The following is a 22,366-nucleotide window of genomic DNA, read 5'->3' as shown; positions in this document are numbered from 1 at the left end:
TCTTGGTGGACAGTGAGCCGGTTGTGGATAACCCGCTCACCCGTCCGGATGACGGTGGGCCGCCCCGGGGCCCGGCCTCTCCGGCCGGCTCAGCTCCCCGGAAGATCCAGATCGCTCTTGTTGAGCTCCTCGATATTCACGTCCTTGAACGTGAGTACCCTCACCTGCTTGACGAAGCGGGCCGGGCGGTACATGTCCCAGACCCAGGCGTCGGCCATCGACACCTCGAAAAAGACTTCACCCTGGACCGAGTGCACCTGCATCTCGTAATCATTGGTGAGGTAGAAGCGACGCTCGGTCTCGATCACATATTTGAACAGCCCGACGACGTCGCGGTACTCCCGGTAGAGCTTCAGCTCCATCTCGGTCTCGTACTTCTCGAGGTCCTCGGCGCTCATGGCAGATCCCCTTCAGCCGTGCGTCCCCCCATTGTGCGTCAGACCCGCTCGGTCTCCAGGAGCACCGGCGCATCGGGGGGCCCATCGTCGAGCAGCGTGCGCAGCAGCTCGACGAGTCTGGTCGGATACACCGTCTCACGGGATGCGGACAGTTCCTCCCAAGTCCACCACCTCAGTCCCGAGACGCTGCGTCGCTCCAGGTCCGTCTGTCCGCCGGTGTGGGTGGCAGTCCGGTCGGTTCTTCCCAGGTAGTACCACTCATCCTGCTCCCAGCGGCGCCCGTCGAACGGAAAAGCGCAGTGGCGCTTCCACAGGACGGGGCCGAGGACCACGTCGGTGAGGCCGGTCTCCTCGGCGAGCTCGCGGCGGGCGGCCTCTTCGCGGCTCTCCGTGCCTTCGAGGCCACCGCCAGGGGTGAACCACCAGGTTTCGGTGGGGCGGTCCGGTTCGAAGCCGTGGAGCAGCAGGATCCGGTCGTCGGGGTCGAGCAGCACAACGCGGGAGACCTGACGCACAGCGGTCGCCTCCTGCGCGTCAGGGGCCGCATCGGCTGGCCCCTCGGCCGCCGCACGGCGCCCGGCCGACTCGTCACCGCCGGCCGCACCGCCGTCCGCCGCCCCACTCCCCGTAGGTTCCTCGGCGCCCCGCCCCCGCACCTCAGCCACGCTTACGCGCCCGGCGCCGGGCGAGGGGCCCGTAGGCCGCACCGCCAAGGATGAGGACCGCACCGGCGACCACCGCGAGCGTGATGGGCTGCACCGGGCCGGGCTGCGAGATACCGCCGGGGAAGGCGGCGAAGCCGGCCGGGCGCTGCATCACGCCGACACTGCCGAGGGGCCAGGCGCGCGCGTCGACCCGGGCGTTGACGGCGCTGCGCGGCACCGAGCCGTGGTCGCCGTCGGTGAGGTGGACACGGGAGTCGAGGGAATCGTTGCGATGGTCGCCGAGCAGGAAGAGCTGGCCGGCGGGGACCTTGGCCTTGAAGCCAACGGGAGAGGCGGGCCCGCTGCCCTGGAGATACGGTTCCTCGACGGGCTTTGCGTTGACGGTCAGCCGGCCCTGCTTGGTGCAGCAGGCGACCTTGTCTCCGCCGATGCCGACGACGCGCTTGACCATCGGAAGGTCGCCCCAGACGTCGTCCTTGAAGACGACGATGTCGCCGCGCCGTATCTCGGAGCCGTCCACCCGCTCGGCCAGGACCCGGGCGCCGGCCGCGATCGTGGGCGACATCGAATCGGTCGGCACCGTATAGGGCCGGTATGTCAGGGCCCCCCATACGAAGCCGCCCAGGAACAGCACACAGCCGACGGCCACGGCCAGACCGGACAGCACGCTGCCCGTCGTCCGGCCGCGGCCGTCGGTCCTGTGTTCGGTACTGCTGCTCATCCCAGCGCTCCCACCCCGCGGAACCGGCCCGCGTCGAAGATCCGGGACGGCACCTTACCTGGGGTTACGCGCTCCGGTCAGCCTCCGGCGGCGCCACATCACGATCGGCACCGCGCCGACCAGCCCCAGGGCGGCCGGAGCCGCCCCCATTGCCTTGTTGATCCCGGGCTGGTCGAAGGTCTCCGGCACCGGCAGGGTCGACCAGCGGTTGATCGGCCATGCGATGGTGAACGCCCGGCCGACGACCTCCTCCTCCGAGACCGTGCCATTGCCCTTGAGGTTCTGGTGATAGCGGGAGTCGAGGGAGTCGTCACGGTGGTCGCCCATCACCCAGATCCGGCCCTTGGGGACGTGGATCGGGCCGAACGCGCGGTCACCGCAGGGGGTGACGCCGGGGAAGATGTACGAGTCTTCCTTGAGGGCCTTGCCGTTGACCTTGACCGGGCCGGTGCCGTGGCACTCGACGGTGTCGCCGCCGACCGCGATGACCCGCTTGATCAGGTCCTTCTCCTCGGCCGAAGGCATCAGCCCGATGAAGCTGAGGACCTTCTGGACGGGGTTGGGCTCGGGGGTCGGCGTCTCGTTCAGCCAGCCGCCCGGATCGTGGAAGACCACGACCTCGCCGCGCTGCGGCTTGGAGCCGAACCACGGCGTCAGCTTGTCGACCAGGACCCGGTCCCCGCGCTGGAGGGTGTCCTGCATCGAGTCGGACGGGATCGAGAACGCCTGTACCAGGAACGTCTTGATCAGCAGTGCCAGGAGCAGAGCGATGCCGATGAGGATCGGCAGCTCCTTCCAGAAGGCGCGCGGCTTCTTGGCCTTCGTCATGCCGCCGCTCACCTCCTCGCCCGACGACCTGTCCAACGGATCGGAAGTGTCCGATTCGTCGGCCGGGGCCGAACGCTGCGGCTGCGCCCCTGACTGTGCTGGTGACTGATGCACGGAACTCGTCGCCGGTCCCGCGGCCTCACCACGCCCTGCCGGCTCTTCGGGCTCTTCGGTTCCGGACCGCGCGCCGACCGCCAAGTCCCCCACATCTGCTCCTCACTCCACGCACTCGCCCGCCCGTCAACCGGTGCAGGCCCACCACTCCCATAACGAGCGGGAGTTCCGCAGGGGTCGGGAGTACGGACAAACTCTCGGATGACACCTTATGCGGCGTACCTGCCGAGGACGCCTTGGCGCCCGGCGCGTCGCGCACCGTCGCAAAGGTGTCGGGCTCTTCGAGGCGCCGCCAGTGGCTGAACGGCCAGGCGATCACCACGGCCCGGCCCACGACGTTGTCCTCCGAGACCGTGCCACGGTACGGCTCGTCCAGGTGGAAGCGCGAATCCGCGGAGTCCGAGCGGTGGTCGCCCATCACGAAGATCCGTCCGGTGGGGACGGCCACCGTGAACTTCAGCGTGGAGGGCGGGTTGCCCGGATGGACATACGGCTCGGTCAGCGGTGCGCCGTTGACGGTGACCCGGCCCTGCTTGTCGCAGCATTTGACGGTGTCGCCGCCGACCGCCACGACCCGCTTGATCAGGTCCTGTTCATCGGCCGACGGCAGCAGGCCGATGAAGGTCATGGCGTCCTTGACCGGCTGGAAGGCGCCCCCGTCGGCATCGGGCTTGATCTGCTCGCCCTTGAGCCAGCCCCCGGGGTCCTTGAAGACGACGACGTCACCGCGCTCCGGCTTGGAGCCGAACCACGGCGTCAGCTTGTCGACCAGCACCCGGTCGCCGATCTTGATCGTCTGCTCCATGGAGCCGGACGGGATGACGAATGCCTGGACGAGGAAGGTCTTCAGGACGAGGGCGATGGCCAGCGCCACGCCGACCAGGATCGGGATTTCCTTCAGGTAGGAGCGCTGTCTGCGCCGCTTGATGCGCCGCGCCTGGCGCCGCCGCTCGGCGCGCCCACCGGTCGCGACCCGGGCGGACCGCCGTCCGCCGTGCCCCACCGTCTCCTGCGGGACGCCGCGCGCACCGGAATCGCCGTACGCCGCGTCGCCCGGCCCCGTTCGGTCGGCACCCCGCGCCCGGCTCCGCTTCGGCGGGCCGTCGCCCTGGCTCCCGTGGCGGGGGCGTCCGCGCTTACCCATGCGGACCTGCCGCGGCGGGTATCCGGTCGAAGGTCCCTGGGGTGTCGAAGGTGCGCCAGCGGCTCATCGGCCAGGTGATCAGGTCCGCACGGCCGATGACCTTGTCGAGGGGGACCGTGCCGCCGCCCGGCTGACCGAGGTGGTCGCGGGAATCACTGGATCTGGTGCGGTGGTCCCCCATGACCCACAGCCTGCCCTCCGGCACCACGATGTCGAAATCCACCGAGGACGGCGCGTCCCCGGGGTGGAGATACGCCTCGCTCACGGGCTCACCGTTCACTTCGATCCGTCCCCGTTTGTCGCAGCAGGTCACATGGTCGCCGCCGATGCCGATCACACGCTTGACGTAGTCGGTCTCGGCGGGACGGGCCAGGCCCAGCGCCGCGCCGGCTCCGCGCAGCAGCCCCGTGACGGGATTCTCCCCCTGTTCCCTGTGAACGAAGGACCCGGTGCCGTCGAAGACCACCACGTCGCCGCGCGCCGGTGCGCTGCCGAAACGGTACGCCAGCTTGTTGACCAGCACTCGGTCCCCGATCCGCAGAGTGTTCTCCATGGAGGAGCTGGGAATCAGAAAGGGCTGCGCGATGAACGTGCTGAGCAGCAGTACAAAGGCCAGACAGAGCGCGAGCAGGGTGACCGGCCGGTGGCGCAGACCGGCCGCACGGGCGCGGAAACGCGCGAAGCGCGACCCCTGCTCCGGCCCCTGGTCGGGGGTGGGAGAGGGGTCGCGCTCCGTGAGCTGTGCGTCGGTGTCCATCGGGCCCTGAGCCTATCCGGCTGGATCCGGACACCGTACGCGAGCGTCGGTTTGCGTTGCCCCGGCACAAAAAATCGTGCTCCGGGGCGGCCCGGCTCAGTTGTCGCGCTTCTCCTTGATCTTCGCGGCCTTGCCGCGGAGCTCACGGAGGAAGTACAGCTTGGCGCGACGGACGTCACCGCGGGTCACGACCTCGATCTTCTCGACGATCGGGGTGTGCACCGGGAAGGTGCGCTCGACGCCGACGGAGAAGCTGACCTTGCGGACCGTGAAGGTCTCGCGGACGCCGGCGCCCTGACGGCGGATGACAACGCCCTTGAACTGCTGCACACGGGAGCGGTTGCCCTCGATGACGCGGACGTGGACGTTGACGGTGTCACCCGGGCGGAAGGCCGGGATGTCGCTGCGCTTCGACGCGGCGTCGACGGAGTCGAGAAGGTGCATGACCTACTGCTTTCTTCGCTGATGCCACAGGTCATCAACGGGATATGGGAAGGATGTTTCGGATGCCGTTCCGTCGGGCGGGCGTCGTTCCCCCTGTGGCAGGGGCGCGCGCCGGACGCACACAGCAGCGGCCTATTCTTCCACGGCCTCGCTCGTCCGCCCAAATCGGCCGTCCTCGCCCTCCGACCAGCCGAGGGCGGCGAGTATCGCGCGGTCGTGTTTGTCGAACGCGGCGGGGTCGGCGCGCTCGATCAGATCGGGGCGGTTGCGGTCGGTCCGGCGGAACGCCTCGTCCCGGCGCCAGCGGGCGATCTTGCCGTGGTGGCCGCTGACCAGGACGTCGGGGATACCGCGGCCGCGCCACTCGGGAGGCTTGGTGTAGACGGGCCCTTCCAGGAGGTCGGCCATCGCGCCGGGGGCGAAGGAGTCGTCCTGGTGGGAGGCGGCGTTGCCGAGGACACCGGGCAGCAGCCGGGCCACCGCCTCGACCATGACCAGGACCGGGGCCTCGCCGCCGGCCAGGACGTAGTCGCCGATGGAGACCTCGCGGACGTCGACGCGGTCGCCGTACTCCTCGATGACGCGGCGGTCGATGCCTTCGTAGCGGGCCGGGGTGAACACCAGCCAGGGCTTGGCGGAGAGTTCGACGGCGAGTTGCTGGGTGAAGGGGGCGCCGCTGGGGGTGGGGACGACGATCACCGGTTCCCCGTCACCGGACGCGAGGATCTCGTCGAGCGCCTCGCCCCACGGCTCGGGCTTCATGACCATGCCGGGGCCGCCGCCGTAGGGCGTGTCGTCGACGGTGTTGTGCTTGTCGTGCGCCCATTCGCGCAGGTCGTGGATGCGCACATCGAGCTGTCCGCGGGCCCGGGCCTTGCCGACGAGGGAGACGTTCAGCGGCTCCAGGTACTCGGGGAAGATCGTGACGACGTCGAGCCGCATCAGCTGTCCTCGCGGCTGCTGGCGATCTCGGCCTGGCTTTCGTCGAGGAGGCCGGGCGGCGGGTCGATGACCGCGCGCTGCTCCTCCAGGTCGATCTCCGGGACGATTTCGGCGACGAACGGGATCATGACCTCGCTGCCGTCCGGCCGCTGGACGATCAGCAGGTCCTGATAGGGCAGGTGGGAGACCTCGGAGATCCGGCCGACGGCGGTGCCGTCGCGGGTGACGACATCGAGGTCGATCAGCTGGTGGTCGTAGAACTCCTCGGGGTCCTCGGGGACTTCCTCGGGGTCGACCTCCGCGATCAGCAGGGTGTTGCGCAGCGCCTCGGCGGCCGTGCGGTCCGCAACGCCCTCGAAGCGCAGCAGCAGCCGGCCGCTGTGCACCCGGCCGGTCGCGATGGTCAGCGGTCCGACGGAGGAGGGGTCGGTGGCGAGGACTGCGCCCGGGCCGAGCCGCAGCTCGGGCTCGTCGGTACGCACCTCTACCGTGACCTCGCCCTTGATGCCGTGGGCGCGGCCGATCCGCGCCACTACCAACTGCACGCTGTTCTCTCCCGTTGTTGCGGCTGAACCGCCGCCGCTTCCGCGGAGGCGGCGAGGGCCGTCGTGGTTTCTCGATGGGGGGTGACGAGGGTGGATCCACGCTCACCAACGAACTCAGGCCGGGGACGGCCCGAGGGCCCTCCCCGGCCCGAGCCGGTGTTCAACTTGTCAGCGGACCTGGTCCACGTCGACGAGGTCGACGCGGATGCCACGGCCGCCGATGGCGCCCACGACGGTCCGCAGCGCGCGGGCGGTCCGGCCATTACGGCCGATCACCTTGCCGAGGTCGTCGGGGTGGACCCGGACCTCGAGCACGCGCCCGCGGCGCAGGGTGCGCGAGGCTACCTGCACATCATCGGGGTTGTCGACGATGCCCTTGACGAGGTGCTCGAGGGCTTCCTCGAGCATGCTCAGGCCTCGGTCGACTCGGAGGTGGACTCGGCCGCAGCCTCGTCCGCCTTCTTGTCAGCCTTCTTCGCCTTCGGGGTGATGGCCTCACCCTTCGGCTCGTCGCCGGAAGCCTTGGCGGCGGCCTCGAAGAGGGCGCGCTTGTCGGCCTTCGGCTCGGCAACCTTCATCGGCGCCGGGGCGGGCAGGCCCTTGAACTTCTGCCAGTCGCCGGTGACCTTGAGGATGGCCATGACGGGCTCGGTCGGCTGCGCGCCGACACCCAGCCAGTACTGGACACGCTCGGAGTCGACCTCGATGCGCGAGGGGTTCTGCACCGGGTGGTACAGGCCGATCTCCTCGATGGCCCGGCCGTCACGGCGGGTACGGGAGTCGGCAACGACGATGCGGTAGTGAGGCGAACGGATCTTGCCCAGACGCTTCAGCTTGATCTTGACTGCCACGGGAGTGGTGTCTCCTGGTCTTGACGTGGTGGGGCACAACGGGATGCCACGTGGGGTTGCGGTACTCGGGGTGCCCGATGGACGCGTCAGCCGGAGGAGAGAGGGGTCCTATGCGACTGTCGAGTACAGCTAGCCATTGTGCCACACACCCTCGGGTCAGCCGACCGCGGCCACCTCGGGGATCCGGAAGGGCTTCCCGCAGCCGCCGCAGACGATCGGCGCCTGGGCGAGCACGGACGGCACGACGCGGACATTGCGCCCACAGTCGCAGACGGCCTTGACGCGGACGCCGCCTCCGGAGGAGCCGTGCCGGGCGGCCGGGCCCCGGAAGCTGCGGGTGGTGTCGGTGGCGGTGGCGGCGGTGTGTGCCTTGAGGGCTCTGCTGAGCCGTTCGATGGTGGAGCGGTAGCGCCTTCTGGCTTCGGGGTTGAGCGTGACCAGGGAGAAGCCGCTGCTGGGGTGCGGCTCGTCGAGGTGATCCAGGCCCAACTCCTCGGCGATCGCCAGGAATCGGCGGTTGTGGTAGCGGCCTGCGCGGGAGGTGTCGCGGACGCCGCGGGCGGCGGCGATGCCATGGACTGCCTCATGGAGCAGCCGTTCGAAGGAGAGTTCCGCGCCACAGGCGGACGAGGACTCCCCGATCAGGGACTCGGGCGCGGCCAGATCCGGCAGCTCGGGGTGGTGCCGTTGAATATCGGCCCAGGCGAGCGCCAGTTCGGCGGCGAGGACAGGCGGTGTCGTGCTCACGTCGTGACAACGAGCCGGGGTCGCCGAGTGTTCCGATTCCGGGGCATCTCAAATAATTTGCACGTACCAGTCAGTTTCCGGTCATGAGTCGTGCCGAGGGCGGGGTGCGTAGATCTGCGCAGAAGGCGCCCAGCGGCCCGCAAGCCGGTACGTATCCCCGCGTACGCCGCATGGCGTAGCCGATCGTATCCGGTCGTATGCCGAGGCAACGATCATGGCGGCGATGGTACGGGGCGTACCTGTGCCCGGCCGCACCGGCTCGAACCCCACCGTAGGCCCGTCGGACGCGGGCGTCCGGAGAACCGGGCGGCGGGCGCTGCCGTGGCGGAACGGCGCCGGCCGGGGCACGCTGGAACGGCGCTCCAGGGAGCGGGCCCGGCGCACATGGGGGCGCGCGGGAGACAACCCCGGCGCATCCCCTGGACGCTTGGGCGAATGCGCAGTTGTCTGGATCGCGGGGGCGCACAACGCGCGAACACGGGGGCGATCGGTACGGAACAGCTTCGGGTTCTCGGCGAATAGGGGCGCTATCGATGTCACCGACGCTCGTGCGGCACCAGCTTCCGCACTCCGGATCCACGCGCTGCGACGACCCGCCCGCTCCGGCCCGGTCGCGGGCGCGCACCCGCGACTGGGCCGAGATCCAGGAGCGGATGCTGGTGCCGCTGTACGAGGCCGCGTACGACCGTCTGGGGGTCGGTCCCGGCACCCGCCTGCTCGGGCTGGGCTGCGGGTCCGGGCTGGCGCTGCTGCTCGCGGCGGCGCGCGGCGCGCAGGTCAGCGGGGTGGACGCGGACGAGTCCCGGCTGGAGCTGGCGCGTGAGCGGCTCACGCCGGACGGCATGCCGGAGCACACCCGCGTGGTCAGCGGCGGTCTGGAGGCCGCGGCGCCCGGGGACGCCGCGTTCAACGTGGTCACGGCGTTCCACCCGGTGGGCTGTGTGAGCACGGTCGAGGGGCTGACGGCGTCGCTCACCGCGGCGGCCGGGCTGGCGGAGCGCGGCAGCGCGGTGGTGCTCGGCGGCTGGGGCCCGGTGGAGCGGTGTGCCACGGCCGGGGTGCTGCGGGTGGCGCAGCGGCTGGCCGATCCCCCCGGCGACCACATCGGCTCCCGTGGGTGGCGGCCCAGCGGGCGGGACGACCTGGAGGACCTGGCGGACCGGGCCGGGCTGCGGCCGGACGGTTCGGGGCGGGTGGCCTGCCCGTTCGGGTACGCGGATCTGGCGAGCGCGGTACGGGGGCTGTTGTCGACGGGGCTGTTCGACGCGGCGCTGGAGGTGGCCGAGCAACGCCAGGTGGAGAAGGAACTCGCGGAGGCGCTGCATCCGTATCAGCGGGCGGACGGGACGGTGTGGATGCCGAATGTGTTCCGCTATCTGATCGCGCGGACGCGGTAGCGGGGCGGTTGGTGGGTCCGGGTCGGTTGGTGGGGCGGCTGGTGGGGCGGGGTTCCAGCTTCCCCTGCGGCCCGGGGAGCCTGGATTTTCCCTGCGCCCCCAAGGCCCTGGATTTTCCCCGCCGCCCGGAGCCCTGGATTTTCCCCGCCGCCCGGGGCCCTGGATTTTCCCCGCCGCCCGGGGCCCTTCGGGGGGTGGGCGGGTGTAGAGGCTCGGTCTGCGGGGGTGGCGGGTGCAGAGGGCCAGTTCCGGTAAGCAGGAGCCCCCGGCGACCTCCGTGAGGGCCAGGGGCTCGTGTGCTGTGGAGAGCTGGGGGGCAGCCCGTGAACCGGGTCAGCCCATGAACTTCTTGAATTCCTCGGGGAGTTCGAAGTTCTGCGGGTCCTGACCGCCCTGCGGCAGGCCCAGCGGGTTGCCGGCCTGGGCGGCCTCGCGGCGTGCGGCCGCTGCCTCTTCCTCGGCCTTGCGCTTCATCGGGTTACCGCTCTTGCGCTTGCCCTTGGCCTGCTTGACCTGCTTCTTCTTGCGCGCGCCGCCGCCCATGCCAGGCATCCCCGGCATGCCGGGCATCCCGGGCATGCCGCCGCCCTGGGCCATCTTCGACATCATCTTGCGGGCGTCGAAGAACCGCTCCACCAGGCCCTTGACCGCGCTGACGTCGACACCGGAACCCTTGGCGATACGGGCCCGGCGCGAGCCGTTGATGATCGTCGGCTCCTGGCGCTCGGCCGGGGTCATGGACTTGATGATGGCGGCGGTGCGGTCGACCTCGCGCTCGTCGAGGTTGTTGATCTGGTCCTTCATCTGTCCCATGCCGGGCAGCATGCCGAGCAGCTTGGAGATGGAGCCCATCTTGCGGACCTGCTCCATCTGGGCCAGGAAGTCGTCGAGGGTGAACTCCTTGGGGCCCTTCGCCAGCTTGGCCGCCATCTTCTCGGCCTCGGCCTGGCTGAAGGTCTGCTCGGCCTTCTCGATGAGCGAGAGCATGTCGCCCATGCCGAGGATGCGGGACGCCATGCGGTCCGGGTGGAACGCATCGAAGTCGTCCAGCTTCTCGCCGTTGGAGGCGAACATGATCTGCTTGCCGGTGACATGCGCGATGGACAGCGCGGCACCACCGCGGGCGTCACCGTCGAGCTTGGAGAGCACCACACCGTCGAAGCCGACGCCGTCGCGGAACGCCTCGGCGGTGTTGACCGCGTCCTGACCGATCATCGCGTCGACGACGAAGAGGACCTCGTCGGGGCTGACGGCGTCACGGATGTCCGCGGCCTGCTGCATCAGCTCCTGGTCGATACCCAGCCGGCCGGCGGTGTCGACGATGACGATGTCGTGCTGCTTGCCGCGGGCGTACTCGATCGAGTCCTTCGCGACCTGGACCGGGTCGCCGACGCCGTTGCCCGGCTCGGGCGCGAAGATCGCCACGCCGGCGCGCTCGGCGACGACGGAGAGCTGGTTGACGGCGTTGGGGCGCTGGAGGTCACAGGCGACCAGCATCGGGGCGTGGCCCTGGCCCTTGAGCCAGCGGCCGAGCTTTCCGGCGAGGGTGGTCTTACCGGCACCCTGGAGACCGGCCAGCATGATCACGGTCGGCGCGGTCTTGGCGAGCCGCAGCCGGCGGGTCTCGCCGCCGAGGATGCCGATGAGCTCCTCGTTGACGATCTTGATGACCTGCTGGGCGGGGTTCAGCGCCTGGGAGACCTCGGAGCCGGTGGCCCGCTCCTTGACCTGCTTGATGAAGGCGCGGACGACGGGCAGGGCGACATCGGCCTCGAGCAGCGCGATCCGGATCTCGCGCGCCGTGGCGTCGATGTCCGCCTCGCTCAGGCGGCCCTTGCCCCGGAGGTTTTTGAAAGTACTCGCCAAGCGGTCGGAAAGCGTATCGAACACGGCGGTCGTCGATCCTCGGGGTCGGGGGCGGGGTCCAGTCGGCTTCTAGGGTATCGGCCTCCGCAAGCAAACCGTTCCGGCCCTGTATTCCCGGCCGCTACTGAAGGGCGCGCTGCACGGCCGCCGCCACCTCGTGCGCCGCGGCGTCCGCAAGGGGTGCCCCGTCCGCCCCGGTGACGTAAAACGCATCCACGGCGTTGGCGCCCAGGGTGCTGATGTGGGCGCTGCGGACGGCGACGCCGGCTGCCTCCAGGGCGCGGCCGATGCGGTGCAGCAGGCCGTGGGCGTCCTGGGCCCGGACCTCGATGACGGTCGCGGTGTCGGAGCTGCCGGGGGCGACGGTGACCCGGGGTGGCGGGGCGAGCACGGCCCGGGAGCGGCGGGCATAGGCGCGCTCCCGCTCGGCGAGGCGGGCGGGGATGTCGAGGGTGCCGTCCAGGGCGCGAATCAGGTCGGCGCGCAGCCGGTCGGCCTGCGGCAGCGAGCCGTATTCGGCGGCCACCCGCCAGCTCAGTACCAGGACGGGGCCTTCGTCGATGGGGTCGAGGAGGAGCAGGTCGGCGGCGCGGACGGTGAGCCGGTGCAGGGCCAGCACCCCGGCCGCGGCGGACAGCACGCCCATCGGAGGGGCGCCCGCAGGGCTCGTTGAGGCGCGGCGGGCGGGCGACGGGCGGGCGGGGACGGCGATGAGCAGTTCCACCCCGACCGGTTCCTGGGCGGGTGCCGGGGTTTCCGGGCCGGTGTCGGCCTCGGTGGGGGCCTCGGCGCGCGTGTGCAGGGACAGGACCGGGCCACCGGTGCGCCGGGCCTCGATCGCCAGCCGCTCCTGTTCCGCGGTCGGCTCACCGACGCCGCGCAGCTCGGTGTCGGGCTCCCCCGCGAGCCGCGCGGCGACCCGTTTGACCAGGTCGGCGACGAGGCCGCCGCGCCAGGTACTCCAGGCGGCGGGCCCGGTGGCCAGGGCGTCGGCCTCGGTCAGGGCGTGCAGCAGCTCCAGGGTGCGGGTGCTGCCGACCGCCTCGGCGACCGCGCCGACGGTTGCCGGGTCGTCGAGATCGCGCCGGGTGGCGGTCTCGATGAGCAGCAGATGGTGCCGTACGAGGGTGGCGATCACCGTGGTGTCCCGGGCGTTGAAGCCGAGCCGGGCCGCCACGTCGCGGGCGATGGTCTCGCCGGCCACCGAGTGGTCGCCGGGCCAGCCCTTGCCGATGTCGTGCAGCAGGGCGGCGACCAGCAGCAGGTCGGGACGGTGCACCCGGCGGGTCAGGGCGGCGGCCCGTACGGCGGTCTCGACCAGGTGGCGGTCGACGGTCCAGGTGTGGACGGGGTTGCGCTGGGGGCGGCAGCGGACGCGCTCCCAGTCGGGCAGCAGCCGCGTGATGATGCCTTCGGCTTCCAGGGCCTCCCATACGGGCACGGTGTGCGTACCGGCGCCCAGGAGCGTCACCAGTTGTTCGCGGGCCTCGGCGGGCCAGGGCTCGGGCAGCGGCTTGGTGGCGGTGGCCGTGGCGCAGCGGCGGATCGCGTGGGTGGCCAGCGGCAGCCCGGCCTGGGCGGCGGCGGCCGCGGCGCGCAGCACCAGCACCGGGTCCCGCTCGGGGCGTGCGGTGCGGGCCAGTACCGCCTCGCCGTCGAGTTCGACGACGCCCTCGGCGAGCGGGGAACGCTCGCCCTTGCCCGCGGTGCGGCCGTGCAGCAGCCCGCGCAGGGTGGGCTTGAGGGAGCGGGCGCGCAGGACCCGGCCGACCTCGCGCCAGGTGACATCGGCCGCGTAGGAGATGGTGCGGGCGGATTCGTAGGTCTGCCGCAGCAGGGCGTCCGCGTCCAGCATGCCGAGGGCGGTGGCGACCTGGTCCTGGTCCTGGAGGGAGAGCCGGTCGGTGGCGCGGCCGGTGGTCAGGTGGAGCGCGTCGCGGGCGTCGAGGAGATGGGTGCGGGCGGCTTCCAGGCCGCCACGCGGCGCGTCGGCGAGCCAGGAGGCGGCGACGGCCCGGAGCGCGGTGGCGTCCCGCAGCCCGCCCCGGGCCTCCTTGAGGTCGGGTTCGAGGAGGTATTGGAGTTCGCCCTGCCGCTCCGCGCGCTCCTGGCACAGCTCCTGGAGTTCCGGGAGCCGCTTGGGGGCGCTCTCGCGCCAGTCTGCGTAGGCGGCGGTGCGCACCGTGGCGGTCAGGTCGGGGTCGCCGGCCAGGTGGCGGGCGTCGAGCAGGCCCAGCTGCACCTTGAGGTCCTCGCGGGCCGCTTTACGGGCCTGGGCGGGGGTACGTACGGAGTGGTCGAGGGCGAGGCCGAGGTCCCAGACGGGGTACCAGAGCCGGTCGGCGAGCGCGGCGAGGGCGCCCGCGTCGGCGCGGCCGTCGTGCAGCAGGAGCAGGTCGAGATCGCTGCGCGGGGAGAGCTCGCCGCGGCCGTAGCCGCCGACGGCGACCAGGGCGGTGCCGGACAGGCCGGCGGCGGTGCCGTGCCGGGCCAGCAGGCCGGCCAGCCAGTCGTCGGTGAGCCGGGCGAGGGCGGCGCGGCGGTCGGGTCCGGTGGAGGTCTCGTCCTGGAGGAGGCGCAGCCGGGCCGCGGCATAACCCCCTTCCGGGGCGGTCGTGGGTTCGTTCCCCGTGCTCTGCGCTCCGGCCGGTCCTGCCGTGTCCTCGACGCTGTCCGTCAACGCGCGCGCTCCTTGGTCGTGGTGGTCCCCCGCCGTCCCCGTCGCCCGTGCGGCCGCCCCCGTACCGGCTGGGCCCGCACGATCAGTCTGTGCTGCCGCGGTCCGGTCGGCCACCGGCCGCCCGGGCGGCCGGGCCCGGCCGCGGTCCCCGGCGGCGGAGAGCCGCCCGGGGCCGGAGCCGGAGCCCGGCCGTGGTCTCACAGTGCGTCCGGCCCCCGCTCCCCGGTCCGCACCCGTACCGCGTCGTCGACGGGGACGCTCCACACCTTCCCGTCGCCGATCTTGCCGGTGCGGGCCGCCTTGACGATGACGTCGGTCAGTTCCTCGGCGTCGGCGTCCTCGACCAGCACCTCGATGCGGATCTTCGGGACCAGGTCGACGGTGTACTCGGCGCCGCGGTACACCTCCGTGTGCCCGCGCTGCCTGCCGTATCCGCTGGCCTCGGTGATCGTCAGGCCGTGCACACCGAATGCCTGGAGGGCGTCCTTCACCTCGTCCAGCCGGTGCGGCTTGATTACTGCCGTGATGAGCTTCACGCGTTCACCTTCTTTGTCAGGGCCTCGCCGAGTCGGCCGACCGTGCCACCGCCCGCGCCGGTGAAGTCGTATGCGGTCTCCGCGTGCGCGGCCTGGTCGATGCCGGCGACCTCCTCGTCCTCACCGATCCGGAAGCCCATCACCAGGTCGATCGCCTTGGCAAGGACGTACGAGACGACCAGGGAGTAGAGCAGCACGCTGAACACACCGACGGCCTGCCGGCCGAGCTGTTCGAAGCCGCCGCCGTAGAACAGGCCCTTGGCCTCGCTCTGCACCCCGCCGGTGGCGAACAGGCCGACCAGCAGCGAGCCGGCGACACCGCCGACGAGGTGGACGCCGATGACGTCGAGGGAGTCGTCGTAGCCGAACTTGTACTTCAGGTTGACGGCCATGGCGCACAGCACACCGGCGATCACACCGACCGCGATGGCGCCCAGCGGGCTGACCGCGCCGCAGGCCGGGGTGATCGCGACGAGTCCGGCGACCGCGCCGGAGGCCGCGCCGAGCGTGGTGAACGAGCCGTGCCGGAGCTTTTCGTACGCCAGCCAGCCGAGCATCGCGGCGGCGGTGGCGACCTGGGTGTTGACGAAGGCGACCGCACCGATGCCGTCGTCGTTGCCGAGCCAGGAGCCGGCGTTGAAGCCGAACCAGCCGAACCACAGCAGACCGGCGCCGAGCATCACCAGGGGGAGGCTGTGCGGCCGCATCGGGTCCTTCTTGAAGCCGATGCGCTTGCCGACGACGAGGAGCACGCCGAGCGCCGCGGCACCGGCGTTGATGTGGACGGCCGTACCGCCCGCGAAGTCGATGACCTTCAGCTCGAACAGCCAGCCGCCCTCGCCCCAGACCCAGTGGGCGACGGGGAAGTAGACGACGGTGACCCACAGCGCGATGAACAGCGCCCAGGCGGTGAATTTCACCCGGTCGGCGAGCGCACCGCTGATCAGGGCCGGCGTGATGATCGCGAACATCAGCTGGAAGACCGCGAAGACATAGACCGGGATGGTGGTGGCGCCCCACAGCTCCGTCAGGCCGATGCCGCTGAGCCCGGCGAAGTTTCCGTCCCAGCCGATGAAGCCGCCCTGGTCGGTGCCGAAGGCGAGCCCGAAGCCGTACAGGACCCACAGGATCGTCACGATGCCCAGGCTGATGAAGCTCATCATCAGCATGTTGAGCACGCTTTTGACCCGGACCATACCGCCGTAGAAGAAGGCGAGACCGGGGGTCATGACCATCACCAATGCGGAGCAGATCAGTATGAACCCGGTGTTGGCCGGGCTGAGTGTCACTTTGTCTGCTGCGAGCGTCAGGATGCCTGGGGGCATCGGCGTCTCCTCGTCGTCGATGCGGCCCGTGCGGGCGTGTTTCTGGTGGGCCGACTTCGCGATGAGGTTGTCGCAGCGTGGTTTCGGCCAAACCTTGCGGGTGTTTCACCGCAGTGACGAAGACGCCCACCGTGTTACGCCCCGGTGAACTGCCAGATCAGCACGACATCACCCGTTCAACCCATCGAAACCACCAATTGAGCAACCCCCACGGCGCCCAGCCACCTCCGCGAGAGCGGCGCCGGCTTAGGCGCAAAAGACGAGCCCGGCCGCGGCTGCCGCCCGCGTGACCTGGCATGGGGGAGCCGAGTCGGGCTGTACGGGGCGGTGGCCGCGGCCGGAGTTCAGGGGTGGGTTGCCGTCAGACGGCCTCCGCGGTCTCGGGCAGCTGGCGGGTGAGCTCGTCGCTGAGCCGGATCACCTCGGCGACGCCGCCGAATTCCCGCGCCGCGTTGTCGACGGTCTTGCGCAGCCGGGTGTTGACCCGTTCGGAGCGGACCTGCCGGGCGAACGGGATCGCCTGCTGCGCCATCGCCGCGCAGGCCTCGGGCTCCTTCTGGAGCAGATGCACGGTGGCCATCCCGATCAGGTTGAGCGCATACGAACGCTGGTGCTCGGGGTCCTTGCCGAAGAGCTCCACGGCGCGCCGCATGACGGGCTCGGCGAGCGAGGCGTAGGTGGGGCTGCGGCCGGCGACATAGGCGAGGTCGCGGTAGGAGTGGGCGTTCTCGGCGTTCAGCTCGGCCTCGGAGAAGAAGCGGATCCAGTCCGGCTCGGGCTCGCCGGGCAGGACGTCGGAGAAGGTGTCCTCGGCCATCCGGACGGCCCGCTTGACCTTGCTGGGCTGGCCCATCCCGGCGTAGGCGCGGGCCTCCATCGCATACAACATGGCCTGGGTGCGCGGGGTGGCGGTCTCCCGGCTGCCGTACTGGGCGAGGTGGATCAGCTCCAGGGCGTCGTCGGGCCGGCCGAGGTGGATCATCTGCCGGCTCATGCCGGAGAGGATGTACGAGCCCAGCGGCCGGTCGCCGGCCTCCTTGGAGGCGTGCAGCGCGAGCACGAAGTACTTCTGCGCGGTGGGCTGGAGGCCGATGTCGTAGCTCATCCAGCCGGCGAGTTCGGCGAGTTCGGCGGCGACCTTGAACAGCCGCTTGGCCACCGGCTCCGGCTGCGGCTCCTGGAGGAGGTCGGTGACCTCGTGAAGCTGGCCGACCACCGCCTTGCGCCGCAGCCCGCCGCCGCACTGCGCGTCCCACTGGCGGAACATCGCGGTCGTCGACTCCAGCAGATCCAGCTCCGGCCCGGACAGCCGCGCGGGCCGGCGGGCACGGTCGGCTTCCTCCGTGCCGCCCTGGCCCGCGGGCACCGGGACCAGCCAGCGCTGCATCGGCTCGATGAGGCTGGGTCCGGCGGCGAGCGCGAGGGAGGTGCCGAGGAAGCCGCGGCGCGCCAGCATCAGGTCACTGCGGGAGAACTCGCTGATGAGGCCGACCGTCTGGGCCCCGGCCCAGGGCAGGTCCACGCCGGAGACGGACGGGGACTGGTGCGCGGAGCGCAGGCCCAGCTCCTCGATGCCGACCACACACCCGAAGCGTTCGGAGAACAGCTCGGACAGGATCCGCGGGATGGGCTCGCGTGGCTGCTCACCGTCGAGCCAGCGGCGCACCCGCGAGGTGTCGGTGCTGATGTGGTGGGCGCCCATCTGGCGGGCCCGGCGGTTGACCTGCCGGGCCAGTTCGCCCTTGGACCAGCCGCTGCGCATGAACCACGAACCCAACTGTGCGTTGGGTTGCTTGACGGCGTCGGTGCCGCCCGTGCCGCCGTTGCCGCCCACTGGAAGCCCCCATCCCGATAGCTGCGTTGGTGCCTGGTGCCTGGTGCGTGCCCGCGAACTGCCCACAGGACGCCGCCCGTTACGACGCCTGTCCGGGGTACATCTACCCGATCACGGTTTCCGGCCACACCTTTTGGCCTGTGCTCGACCTGTGCGTTGCCACCGGCATACCCGTGCGAAGGGTGCCTCTCCGGGGTTCGCGCACCGAAAGTAATCCTACGATCACGCCCGCCGCGAGGGCGATCGCGGAAACGCCACCATTCGCCACCCCTTCGAATGAACTCCCCGCCCAGCTCTCGCGATTGACTTGACACAGGCCGAAGAACGCCGGGCGGAGCGAAGCACACCAGGGCTCACACGGCGCACCACACCACCCGGCACACCACCGCACCACGGGCGCCGACGGGACCCCGGCGGCGCCGGACCGTCAACCCGCCGACTCGTAACCACTGGCACGCACCACCCGTTGGAGGGGGCATGGGCTTCACGATCGGCGGCATCCGAGAGATGCGTTCCAGCTCCCGGCGCCGCGCCCGCTCGACCGAGATCTCGGCGGTGGCGGAGTACACCGGGCTGTGGGGCTGGGACGTCGTCCCCGGCGCCCGGGCGGTCCGCGCGGGCAGCGGCCGTACGGACTGCTCGTGCGGGGCCGCCGACTGCCCCTCCCCCGGTGCTCATCCGCTGGCCTTCGGCGAGGAGCTGACGGCCGGTGCCGGCTGGGAGAAGGCCGCCGCGGCGTGGGCCGAGACACCGGGCGCCGCCATCCTCCTCCCGGTGGGCCGGTCGTTCGATCTCCTCGACGTGCCGGAGGCGGCGGGCCGCAACGCGCTGGCGCGGCTGGAGCGGATGGGTCTGCCGCTGGGCCCGGTCGCGGTGGCCCCGACGGGCCGGGCGCTGTTCTTCGTCGCTCCCGGGGCGGCCGGGCAGCTCCCCGATCTGCTGTACCGGATGGGCTGGGACGACGCCTCGCTGGACCTGCGCTCCCTGGGACCCGGCGACCATCTCACCGCGCCCCCCTCCGACCTCGGTGGCCACGGTCCGGTGCGCTGGCTGCGCCCGCCGACCCTGGACACCGCCGGCCGGCCGCCGCAGGCGCGGCTGATGGTGGGCACCCTGGCGTACGCCTGCAACCGCTCGGCGGTCTGAGGTCCCCGGCCGGTCCGAGCTCGCCGGCCGCCCGGCACGGCCGTCGTCCGCCGGAGCCGTCCGGACCGGCGGGGGCCGGGCGCCGCGCCAGGCGGTGCGGGGCCGGCCGTCACGCGGCGGGGCGGGCGCCCTGCGGACAAGCGTCGGCCCCCGGTACCCGCGGTCTGCGGGTCCGGGGGCCGGTGACGGTCCGGGCGGGTGCCCTGGCGGCGTCAGTCGATCAGGGCGTCGACGAAAGCCTCCGGCTCGAAGGGCGCCAGGTCGTCGGCTCCCTCGCCCAGGCCGACGAGCTTGACCGGGACACCCAGTTCGCGCTGGACGGCGACGATGATGCCGCCCTTGGCGGTGCCGTCGAGCTTGGTGAGCACCACGCCGGTGATGTCCACGACCTCGGCGAAGACCCGGGCCTGGACCAGGCCGTTCTGGCCGGTGGTGGCGTCCAGGACGAGCAGCACCTCGCCGACCGGGCCGTGCTTCTCGACGACCCGCTTGACCTTGCCGAGCTCGTCCATCAGACCGGTCTTGGTGTGCAGCCGGCCCGCGGTGTCGATCAGGACGACATCGGCGGCCTCGGCGATGCCTTCCTTCACCGCGTCGAAGGCGATGGAGGCGGGGTCGCCGCCCTCGGGTCCGCGGACCGTACGGGCCCCGACCCGCTCGCCCCAGGTCTGGAGCTGGTCGGCGGCCGCGGCGCGGAAGGTGTCGGCGGCGCCGAGGACCACGGACTTGCCGTCGGCGACCAGGACCCGGGCGAGCTTGCCGGTGGTGGTGGTCTTGCCGGTGCCGTTGACGCCGACCACCAGCACGACGCCGGGGATCTCGTCGCCGCCGTTGCCGATGCCGTTGGCGGTGTGCACGGTGCGGTCGGCGTCCGTGCCGATGAGGGTGAGCAGCTCCTCGCGCAGCAGCGCGCGCAGGTCCTCGGGGGTGCGGGTGCCGAGGACCTTGACCCGCTCCCGCAGCCGTTCGACCAGCTCCTGGGTGGGTGCGACGCCGACGTCGGCGGTCAGCAGGGTGTCCTCGATCTCCTCCCAGGTCTCCTCGTCGAGGTGTTCACGGGAGAGCAGGGTCAGCAGGCCCTTGCCCAGGGTGTTCTGGGAGCGGGAGAGCCGGGCGCGCAGCCGGACCAGCCGGCCGGCGGTGGGCTCGGGGACCTCGATGGCGGGCGCCGCGGGCGCCTCGGGCTCGGCGGCCGGTGCCTCGGCCGCGGGGGCCTCGGCGGTGGGCAGCGTGACTTCTTCGATGGTGCGACGCTCTTCGTCGCGGGGGGTCTCGGCCTCCTCGCCGACATGCGGTTCGGCAGGGGGCGCGGTAACGGAGGGCTTCGGGGCGGCCGGCGGGGACGGCGGCAGCTGCTTCTTCTTGCGGCCGCTGATGACGAGCCCGCTGATCGCGCCGAGCACGACCACGGCGATGACTACAGCAAGGATGACGATGTCCATAACCCCTCCAGTATCAGCCACGCTCCGCCCGTGGGGACTGCACGCGCCGAACCTGGAGGGGCGGTGTCCGGAAAGCGGTACCCCGGCCCCGCGGCGCCCGGCCGGGGCGCGCTCCGGGTGCCGCTCCGGGACGGCAGCACGAGGCCGGGCCGTACGGCCGGGTGGACCCCGGGGAGGCGGGCGAGCGCCCTGACCCGCCCCTCCGGACGAGGTCCGGAGGGGCCCGACTGGACCCTTCGACGAGGTTCGGCGACACTCGTCCTCGTCGTGGGGTCCAACAGCGCGTACCGGCACAAGTTGGATCAAAGTACGATGGTCGACGGCCGCGCAACGCGCGTAGAGTCCTGGCAATCAATTCTGGCCAGGCATCACAGCTGCTGCCTGCACCTCCTCCCCCGTGGGGGTGCGTCCAGATCCCCGCACGGAGATACCTGCACCAATGGGCACCACGTCCGCTTCCGCTCCCGCAACCGAAGGCGCCGTCGAAACCCGAGGCATCGAGCCCGTCCCCGACAACGAACGCCAGGGCCGCGTCCGCGAGCTCTTCCCGACCTGGGTGGCCGCCAACATCAGCGTGTTGTTGCTCACCATGGGCGCCTCGCTCGTGGTCAACAACGGGCTGAACTTCTGGCAGGTCCTGCTGGTCGCCGCGATCGCCGCGGCCGTCGCGTTCGGCATGGTGGGCGTGCTGTCGGTCTCGGGTAAGTGGGGCGGCGCCCCCGGCGCGATGCTCTCCCGGGCCGCCTTCGGCGTCCGCGGCAACTACTTCCCCGGCGCGATCCTGTGGGTCGCCCGCTTCGGCTGGGAGACGATCAACGCGGTCACCGGCGCCTATGCGGTGCTGACCGTGCTGCATCTGCTGCTCGGCATCGAGAGCAACAACGTCCTGGTCGTCGTCACCCTGCTCGCCTTCGTGGCCGTCACGTACCTGGTGAGCGGTCTGGGCCGTAAGGCGCTCAACGTCTGCAACAAGTACTCGACGTATCTGTTCGGCCTGTTCAGCATCATGGTGCTGGTCTACCTGGTCGCCACGATGGACTGGGACGCCGTCTTCGCCAAGAAGGCCGGCACCACCGCCATGGTGATCGCGGGCATCGGCACCATCGCGGCCGGCGGGATCAGCTGGGTGCCGACCGGCCCCGACTTCGCGCGGTACCTGCCGCACTCCGCGTCCGGCAAGAAGATCGTCGGCGCCACCGTCTCCGGCGCGGCCCTGGTGCTGCTGCCGATGGTGCTGATGGGCGGCGTGATGGCCGTCTCCAGCCCGAAGCTGGCCGGCCAGAACACCGACCCGATGTCGTTCCTCGGCAGCATCCTGCCGTCCTGGCTCGCGGTGCCGTACCTGATCACCGCGCTGGTCGGGATGGTGCTGATCAACAGCCTGTCGATGTACTCCGCGGGCTTCACCGCCCAGACCATGGGCGTCAAGCTGCCCCGTGCCCTCGCGGTCAGCATCAACGCCGTCATCAGCCTGGTCGGCGGTCTGTTCATGATGCTGGTGGCCAAGGACTTCATCGGCCAGTTCATCGCCTTCCTGACGCTGCTCGCGGTCTCCTTCTCCGCCTGGATCGGCGTCTACGGCATCGACATGGCCCGGCGGCGCAAGCTGGCGGTGCGCTATGACGCCGACAGCCTGATGGACACCGGCCGCACCAGCCGCTACTGGTACGTCGGCGGCTTCTGCTGGCAGGCCATGACCGCCTGGGGCGTGGCGCTCGTGGCGGGCCTGTGCTTCACCAAGGTCCAGTGGTTCACCGGCCCGCTGGCCACCACCTGGATCGGCGAGAACGGCCTGGGCTGGGCGGCCACCATCGCGATCGCCGCGCTGGTCTTCGCGGTACTGCCGGCGCCGAAGGAGTCCACCCCGGCGGCCGGCCCGGACGAGGCGGCCGAGGCCCGGCAGTCGGTCGAGGTGGGCTGACCCGGGCCCCGTGGACCGGACTCCGCCTCTAGTGATCTGACGCAGCGTCAGCTAACGTCCCCT

At 71.3% G+C, this 22,366-nt stretch carries 22 protein-coding genes; 4 read left to right on the top strand and 18 right to left on the bottom strand.

The window, feature by feature from the left end:
* Nucleotides 1-89: 89 nt before the first annotated feature.
* The 12 genes from TU31_RS04970 to TU31_RS04915 form a co-directional block, all read right to left on the bottom strand.
* The gene (locus TU31_RS04970) at nt 90-398 is read right to left on the bottom strand and encodes a DUF2469 domain-containing protein (RefSeq protein WP_003980220.1); all 309 of its coding nucleotides are present in this window, start codon (nt 396-398) and stop codon (nt 90-92) included.
* A 38-nt stretch (nt 399-436) separates the two neighbouring features.
* A complete protein-coding gene (locus tag TU31_RS04965; RefSeq protein ID WP_042149390.1) occupies nt 437-913 on the bottom strand; it encodes an NUDIX hydrolase in 477 nt (158 codons plus the stop codon).
* A gap of 142 nt (nt 914-1,055) precedes the next feature.
* Nucleotides 1,056-1,784 carry a signal peptidase I gene (gene lepB, locus TU31_RS04960; RefSeq protein WP_042149387.1) on the bottom strand — a complete coding sequence of 243 codons (729 nt, stop codon included), beginning with the start codon at nt 1,782-1,784 and terminating at the stop codon, nt 1,056-1,058.
* Between the two features lie 54 nt (nt 1,785-1,838).
* Complete coding sequence (lepB, locus tag TU31_RS04955) at nt 1,839-2,810, bottom strand: signal peptidase I (RefSeq protein ID WP_078885567.1); 972 nt, start codon at nt 2,808-2,810, stop codon at nt 1,839-1,841.
* Nucleotides 2,752-3,870, bottom strand: coding sequence for a signal peptidase I (gene lepB / locus TU31_RS04950; protein ID WP_107070610.1), 1,119 nt, complete (start codon nt 3,868-3,870; stop codon nt 2,752-2,754). Before lepB (TU31_RS04950) ends, lepB (TU31_RS04955) begins: the two co-directional genes overlap by 59 nt.
* On the bottom strand, nt 3,863-4,627 hold the full coding sequence (lepB, locus tag TU31_RS04945) for a signal peptidase I (protein ID WP_042149378.1): 765 nt from the start codon (nt 4,625-4,627) through the stop codon (nt 3,863-3,865). The genes lepB (TU31_RS04950) and lepB (TU31_RS04945) overlap by 8 nt, the downstream gene beginning before the upstream one ends.
* Nucleotides 4,628-4,723: 96 nt before the next feature.
* Nucleotides 4,724-5,071 (bottom strand): 50S ribosomal protein L19, encoded by a 348-nt coding sequence (gene rplS, locus TU31_RS04940; RefSeq protein WP_018087148.1) that lies wholly within the window; start codon nt 5,069-5,071, stop codon nt 4,724-4,726.
* Nucleotides 5,072-5,203: 132 nt separating this feature from the next.
* Nucleotides 5,204-6,013 (bottom strand): tRNA (guanosine(37)-N1)-methyltransferase TrmD, encoded by an 810-nt coding sequence (gene trmD / locus TU31_RS04935; RefSeq protein ID WP_042149372.1) that lies wholly within the window; start codon nt 6,011-6,013, stop codon nt 5,204-5,206.
* Complete coding sequence (gene rimM, locus TU31_RS04930; protein WP_042149369.1) at nt 6,013-6,558, bottom strand: ribosome maturation factor RimM; 546 nt, start codon at nt 6,556-6,558, stop codon at nt 6,013-6,015. The genes trmD and rimM overlap by 1 nt, the downstream gene beginning before the upstream one ends.
* A gap of 168 nt (nt 6,559-6,726) precedes the next feature.
* Nucleotides 6,727-6,966, bottom strand: a complete 240-nt coding sequence (locus tag TU31_RS04925; RefSeq protein WP_003980229.1) for an RNA-binding protein — start codon at nt 6,964-6,966, stop codon at nt 6,727-6,729.
* 2 nt (nt 6,967-6,968) lie between these two features.
* Complete coding sequence (gene rpsP, locus TU31_RS04920; RefSeq protein WP_042149363.1) at nt 6,969-7,409, bottom strand: 30S ribosomal protein S16; 441 nt, start codon at nt 7,407-7,409, stop codon at nt 6,969-6,971.
* 156 nt (nt 7,410-7,565) lie between these two features.
* Nucleotides 7,566-8,156, bottom strand: a complete 591-nt coding sequence (locus TU31_RS04915; RefSeq protein WP_042149360.1) for a hypothetical protein — start codon at nt 8,154-8,156, stop codon at nt 7,566-7,568.
* 533 nt (nt 8,157-8,689) lie between these two features.
* Here TU31_RS04915 and TU31_RS04910 point away from each other — a divergent pair.
* Nucleotides 8,690-9,553 (top strand): methyltransferase domain-containing protein, encoded by an 864-nt coding sequence (locus TU31_RS04910; protein WP_042149357.1) that lies wholly within the window; start codon nt 8,690-8,692, stop codon nt 9,551-9,553.
* A gap of 333 nt (nt 9,554-9,886) precedes the next feature.
* Here TU31_RS04910 and ffh read toward each other — a convergent pair whose 3' ends face one another.
* The 4 genes from ffh to TU31_RS04890 all read right to left on the bottom strand — a co-directional run bounded on the left by ffh (nt 9,887) and on the right by TU31_RS04890 (nt 15,960).
* The gene (ffh, locus tag TU31_RS04905) at nt 9,887-11,443 is read right to left on the bottom strand and encodes a signal recognition particle protein (RefSeq protein WP_042149353.1); all 1,557 of its coding nucleotides are present in this window, start codon (nt 11,441-11,443) and stop codon (nt 9,887-9,889) included.
* A 97-nt stretch (nt 11,444-11,540) separates the two neighbouring features.
* The gene (locus tag TU31_RS04900) at nt 11,541-14,099 is read right to left on the bottom strand and encodes a [protein-PII] uridylyltransferase (protein WP_042149350.1); all 2,559 of its coding nucleotides are present in this window, start codon (nt 14,097-14,099) and stop codon (nt 11,541-11,543) included.
* Between the two features lie 197 nt (nt 14,100-14,296).
* Complete coding sequence (locus tag TU31_RS04895; protein WP_042149346.1) at nt 14,297-14,635, bottom strand: P-II family nitrogen regulator; 339 nt, start codon at nt 14,633-14,635, stop codon at nt 14,297-14,299.
* The gene (locus TU31_RS04890; protein ID WP_042149343.1) at nt 14,632-15,960 is read right to left on the bottom strand and encodes an ammonium transporter; all 1,329 of its coding nucleotides are present in this window, start codon (nt 15,958-15,960) and stop codon (nt 14,632-14,634) included. Before TU31_RS04890 ends, TU31_RS04895 begins: the two co-directional genes overlap by 4 nt.
* Between TU31_RS04890 and TU31_RS39030 the strand changes: the two genes are divergently transcribed.
* Nucleotides 15,863-16,108, top strand: coding sequence for a hypothetical protein (locus TU31_RS39030; RefSeq protein WP_181018548.1), 246 nt, complete (start codon nt 15,863-15,865; stop codon nt 16,106-16,108). The genes TU31_RS04890 and TU31_RS39030 overlap by 98 nt on opposite strands.
* A 213-nt stretch (nt 16,109-16,321) precedes the next feature.
* Here the strand turns inward: TU31_RS39030 and nsdA are convergent, their stop codons facing one another.
* Entirely contained in the window at nt 16,322-17,794 is a 1,473-nt protein-coding gene (gene nsdA / locus TU31_RS04885; protein WP_042149340.1) for a transcriptional repressor NsdA, read from the bottom strand.
* A gap of 477 nt (nt 17,795-18,271) precedes the next feature.
* Here nsdA and TU31_RS04880 point away from each other — a divergent pair, with 477 nt between their 5' ends.
* Nucleotides 18,272-18,940, top strand: a complete 669-nt coding sequence (locus TU31_RS04880) for a bifunctional DNA primase/polymerase (RefSeq protein ID WP_042149337.1) — start codon at nt 18,272-18,274, stop codon at nt 18,938-18,940.
* Nucleotides 18,941-19,152: 212 nt separating this feature from the next.
* On the opposite strand, the gene ftsY is transcribed toward TU31_RS04880, so the two are convergent.
* Nucleotides 19,153-20,382: a signal recognition particle-docking protein FtsY gene (gene ftsY, locus TU31_RS04875; protein WP_042149335.1), complete on the bottom strand. Its 1,230-nt coding sequence runs from the start codon at nt 20,380-20,382 to the stop codon at nt 19,153-19,155.
* 439 nt (nt 20,383-20,821) lie between these two features.
* Here ftsY and TU31_RS04870 point away from each other — a divergent pair, with 439 nt between their 5' ends.
* On the top strand, nt 20,822-22,303 hold the full coding sequence (locus tag TU31_RS04870; RefSeq protein WP_042149332.1) for a purine-cytosine permease family protein: 1,482 nt from the start codon (nt 20,822-20,824) through the stop codon (nt 22,301-22,303).
* The last annotated feature ends 63 nt before the right edge of the window (nt 22,304-22,366 follow it).

Origin of the sequence: Streptomyces lydicamycinicus (assembly GCF_000829715.2) — a bacterium.
In the GTDB taxonomy this organism is placed as follows: Bacteria; Actinomycetota; Actinomycetes; order Streptomycetales; family Streptomycetaceae; genus Streptomyces; species Streptomyces lydicamycinicus.
This window is presented reverse-complemented; position numbering and strand designations above follow the sequence as displayed.

Coding starts and splice junctions, on each gene's coding strand:
- lepB (WP_042149387.1), bottom strand. CDS start 1,784: ATGAGCAGCAGTACCGAACACAGGACCGACGGCCGCGGCCGGACGACG.
- lepB (WP_107070610.1), bottom strand. CDS start 3,870: ATGGGTAAGCGCGGACGCCCCCGCCACGGGAGCCAGGGCGACGGCCCG.
- rplS (WP_018087148.1), bottom strand. CDS start 5,071: ATGCACCTTCTCGACTCCGTCGACGCCGCGTCGAAGCGCAGCGACATC.
- trmD (WP_042149372.1), bottom strand. CDS start 6,013: ATGCGGCTCGACGTCGTCACGATCTTCCCCGAGTACCTGGAGCCGCTG.
- TU31_RS04870 (WP_042149332.1), top strand. CDS start 20,822: ATGGGCACCACGTCCGCTTCCGCTCCCGCAACCGAAGGCGCCGTCGAA.
- lepB (WP_042149378.1), bottom strand. CDS start 4,627: ATGGACACCGACGCACAGCTCACGGAGCGCGACCCCTCTCCCACCCCC.
- TU31_RS04925 (WP_003980229.1), bottom strand. CDS start 6,966: ATGCTCGAGGAAGCCCTCGAGCACCTCGTCAAGGGCATCGTCGACAAC.
- TU31_RS04910 (WP_042149357.1), top strand. CDS start 8,690: ATGTCACCGACGCTCGTGCGGCACCAGCTTCCGCACTCCGGATCCACG.
- ftsY (WP_042149335.1), bottom strand. CDS start 20,382: ATGGACATCGTCATCCTTGCTGTAGTCATCGCCGTGGTCGTGCTCGGC.
- TU31_RS04880 (WP_042149337.1), top strand. CDS start 18,272: ATGGGCTTCACGATCGGCGGCATCCGAGAGATGCGTTCCAGCTCCCGG.
- TU31_RS39030 (WP_181018548.1), top strand. CDS start 15,863: ATGACCATCACCAATGCGGAGCAGATCAGTATGAACCCGGTGTTGGCC.
- TU31_RS04890 (WP_042149343.1), bottom strand. CDS start 15,960: ATGCCCCCAGGCATCCTGACGCTCGCAGCAGACAAAGTGACACTCAGC.
- TU31_RS04970 (WP_003980220.1), bottom strand. CDS start 398: ATGAGCGCCGAGGACCTCGAGAAGTACGAGACCGAGATGGAGCTGAAG.